Source organism: Streptomyces sp. NPDC028331, from assembly GCF_055565775.1.
This window is the reverse complement of the sequence record NZ_JBVHTR010000008.1, coordinates 346385-350112: the sequence shown is the minus strand read 5'-3', so window position 1 is coordinate 350112 and position 3728 is coordinate 346385. Positions and strand designations below refer to the sequence as shown.

Genomic DNA, 3728 nt, shown 5'->3' with positions numbered 1-3728 from the left:
AGAAAAAAAAAAGGGAGGGCCAAAAGAAAGAGGGGCGAAGAGAAAAGGGGGGGCCCCCGTCCAGAAAAAAAACGCGCAAAAAAACAACACCCCCCCCCCCCCCCCCTCCCCCCCCCCGCCGTCGTGACGGTGCCGTCGTGCGGAGGGTCAGTCCTCCGTGGTGACCGAAACGGTCGCCTGCGCCGGCTGTTCGGCCGCCGCCGTCTTCTTGGCCGCCGTCTTCTTGACCGCGGCCTTCTTGGCGGTCGTCTTCTTCGCGGCGGTCTTCTTGGCCGCCGTCTTCTTGGCCGCGGCCGTCTTCTTGGTCGCGGCCTTCTTCGCCGTGGCCTTCTTGGCGGTCTTGCGGGCCGCCTTCTTGGCGGGCGCCGCCGCCTCGGACTCGGCCGCGGCCTCCGCTGCCGGGGCCTCCGCCTGCTCCGCCGGGGCCTCCGGGGCCTCCGCGGCCGAGGGGACGACCACGACCGCCGTCTCCTCCGACGAGGTCGGCGCCGTGGCCTTGCGGACGGCGCGGCGACGCGGGCGGGCCGGGGCCGCGCTCTCCGCGGGCGCCTCGGCCGGCTCGGCGGCCTGCTCGGCCACGGGCTGCTCGGCCGGCGCCTCGGCTTCCGGCTCCTCGGCGGGCTGCGGCGCGGTCTCCGCGACCGTCACCACGGCCTCGGTGGGCGAACCGGCCGGAGCCGACACCCTGCGGGTCGCCCGGCGGCGCGTACGGCCCTTGGGCGCGGCCTCCTCCTCGACGGGCGCGGGCGCTTCGACGATCGGGTCCTCGGCCGCCACCGGCTCCGCCTCCGCCTCGGTCCGCGACTTCGGTGCGCGCTCGTCCGTGCGGGACTTCGGCGCCCGCTCCTCGGCACGCGGGGCCCCCGCGGGAGCCGACGCCCGCCGGCTCACCCGGCGCCGTGTGCGGCCCCGGGACGCGGCGGCCTCCGCCTCGGCGACGCTGCTGTACAGCTCCTCGTCGGGTGCGACCGAGTCCATCAGCGACTCCGTCACGGCCGACTCCGACAGCGCCGCCGCAACCGCGGCCTCCGCCTCCTCGGCGACCTCGGCGGCCTCCTCGATCTCGGCGGTCACGGCCTCCTGCGTCTCGGGCTCGGCCTCGGCGCCGCCCCGGCCGCGCTTCCTGCGCTTGCCGCCGCCGGTCGCGGGGGCCTGGTCCATATGGACGATCACGCCCCGGCCGTTGCAGTGCACGCAGGTCTCGGAGAACGACTCCAGCAGGCCCTGTCCGACCCGCTTGCGGGTCATCTGGACGAGGCCCAGCGAGGTCACCTCGGCGACCTGGTGCTTCGTGCGGTCCCGGCCCAGGCACTCCAGCAGGCGCCGCAGCACCAGGTCCCGGTTGGACTCCAGCACCATGTCGATGAAGTCGATCACGATGATGCCGCCGAGGTCGCGCAGCCGGAGCTGGCGGACGATCTCCTCGGCCGCCTCCAGGTTGTTCCTGGTGACGGTCTCCTCGAGGTTGCCGCCCTGGCCGGTGAACTTGCCGGTGTTGACGTCGATGACGACCATCGCCTCGGTCCGGTCGATCACCAGCGAACCGCCGCTCGGCAGCCACACCTTGCGGTCCAGCGCCTTGGCGAGCTGCTCGTCGATCCGGTAGGTGGCGAAGACGTCGACCTCGCTGGTCCACCTCTGCAGGCGCGGCGCGAGGTCCGGCGCGACGTGCGAGACGTACCCGTGGATCGTCTCCCAGGCGTCGTCGCCGCTGACGATGACCTTGGAGAAGTCCTCGTTGAAGATGTCCCGCACGACCCGGACGGTCATGTCCGGCTCGCCGTACAGCAGCGTCGGCGCGTTGCCGTTCTTCGACTTCTTCTGGATGTCCTCCCACTGCGCCTGCAGCCGCTCGACGTCCCGGCGCAGCTCGTCCTCGCTCGCGCCCTCGGCGGCGGTGCGCACGATGACGCCCGCGTCCTCGGGGACGATCTTCTTGAGGATGGTCTTCAGCCGGGCCCGCTCGGTGTCGGGCAGCTTGCGGCTGATGCCGGTCATCGAGCCCTCGGGCACGTACACGAGGTAACGGCCCGGCAGGGAGACCTGGCTGGTCAGGCGGGCGCCCTTGTGGCCGATCGGGTCCTTGGTCACCTGGACGAGGACGGACTGGCCGGACTTGAGGGCGGACTCGATGCGGCGCGGGCCGTTGGCCATGCCCAGCGCCTCGAAGTTGACCTCACCGGCGTAGAGCACCGCGTTGCGGCCCTTGCCGATGTCGATGAAGGCGGCCTCCATGGACGGCAGCACGTTCTGGACCTTGCCCAGGTAGACGTTGCCGACGTACGAGGTCGACTGCTCCTTGTTGACGTAGTGCTCGACGAGCACGCCGTCCTCGAGGACGCCGATCTGCGTACGGTCGCCGTTCTGCCGGACGACCATCACACGCTCGACGGCCTCACGGCGGGCCAGGAACTCGGCCTCGGTGATGATCGGAACGCGGCGGCGGCCCTGTTCGCGGCCTTCCCGGCGGCGCTGCTTCTTGGCTTCGAGCCGGGTCGAGCCCTTGATGGACTGCACCTCGTCGGAGGGGTGCTCGTCCTTCTTGCGCGGCTCGCGCACCTTGACGACCGTCCGCTCCGGGTCGTCGGTGCCGGGCTCGCCGTCCACGAGCGACTCACCGGCCCGGCGGCGACGCCGGCGGCGGCGCCGGCTGGTGCTGCTGGAGGACGCGGTGTCGTCCGCGTGCTCCTGGCCCGCGTCCTCGGCGTCCTCCTCGAGCTGCTCGGCGGTGTCCTCGGCGTCCTGCGCGGCCTGCTCGTCGGCGAGTTCCTCGGTCTCCTCACCCTCGCCGTCGGCCTCGGCGGACTCGCCACGGCGACGGCGGCGGCCACCACGGCGGCGGCGCCGGCGCGAACCGGTCTCCTCGGCCTCCTCGCCCTCGACGGACTCCTCCGCCTCCTCGGGCTCCTCGGGCTCCTCGGCCTCCTCCACCTCGTCGGTGGTCTCCGGCGTCACGGCCACGGGCTCCTCGTCGCCGCCGCGGCGGCGACGGCGACGGCGCGCACCGGCGGCCTCCTCCTCGACGGGCTCCTGCTGCTCCGCGGCCTCGGCGGCAGCGGCGGCGGCGGCCCGCTCCGGGGTCTGGAACATCGGCTCGGTGAACACCGGCGCCTGGAAGACGGGGACGGCCGGCCGCGTGCGCCGCCGGGGGGCGTCGGACGCCTCTTCGGCGGCGGGGGCGGGCTGCGCGGGCTCGGAGAAACCTCCGGCGGCCTTGCGGACGACGCGACGGCGACGGCGCGGGGCGGCTTCCTCGACGGCCGGCTCCGCTTCGGCGGCCGGCTCGGCTTCGGCGGCGGGGGCGACGGCAGGCGTCGATGCGGGCGCGTGGGCGCCTTCCTCGACCGCCTCGGCCTTCTCGCTCCTGCCGGTCGCCTCGGCGGCCTCGGCCTGCGGGGTCTCGTCGGCGGCGCCCTCGGGCGTGGCGGCCGGTGCGGACACCCGGCGGGTGGCACGGCGACGGGTACGGCGGGCGGGCTCTTCGGCGGCGGGGGCCTCGGGCGCCTCGGCGGCGGGAGTCTGCTCGGCCACCTGCGTCTCGGCCTCGGCGGCCTCCACGGCCTCCTCGACGGGAGCGGGCGCCGACACACGGCGGGTGGCGCGGCGGCGCGGACGAGCCGGAGCAGGCGCCTCCTCGGCCACCGGCCCGGCCTCGGCCACTGCGGTCACAGGGGCCTCACCGGCGCCCTCGCCACCGTCACCGGCCGGCACGACAACCTCCACGGCCT

The 3728-nt window shown here is 74.4% G+C and carries 1 protein-coding gene; it reads right to left on the bottom strand.

What is annotated here, in order from left to right; translation table 11 throughout:
- Positions 1-147: 147 nt before the first annotated feature.
- The coding region (locus tag ACZ4SW_RS15320) for an Rne/Rng family ribonuclease (protein ID WP_468242652.1) at positions 148-3728 on the bottom strand (3581 nt) is incomplete at its 5' end.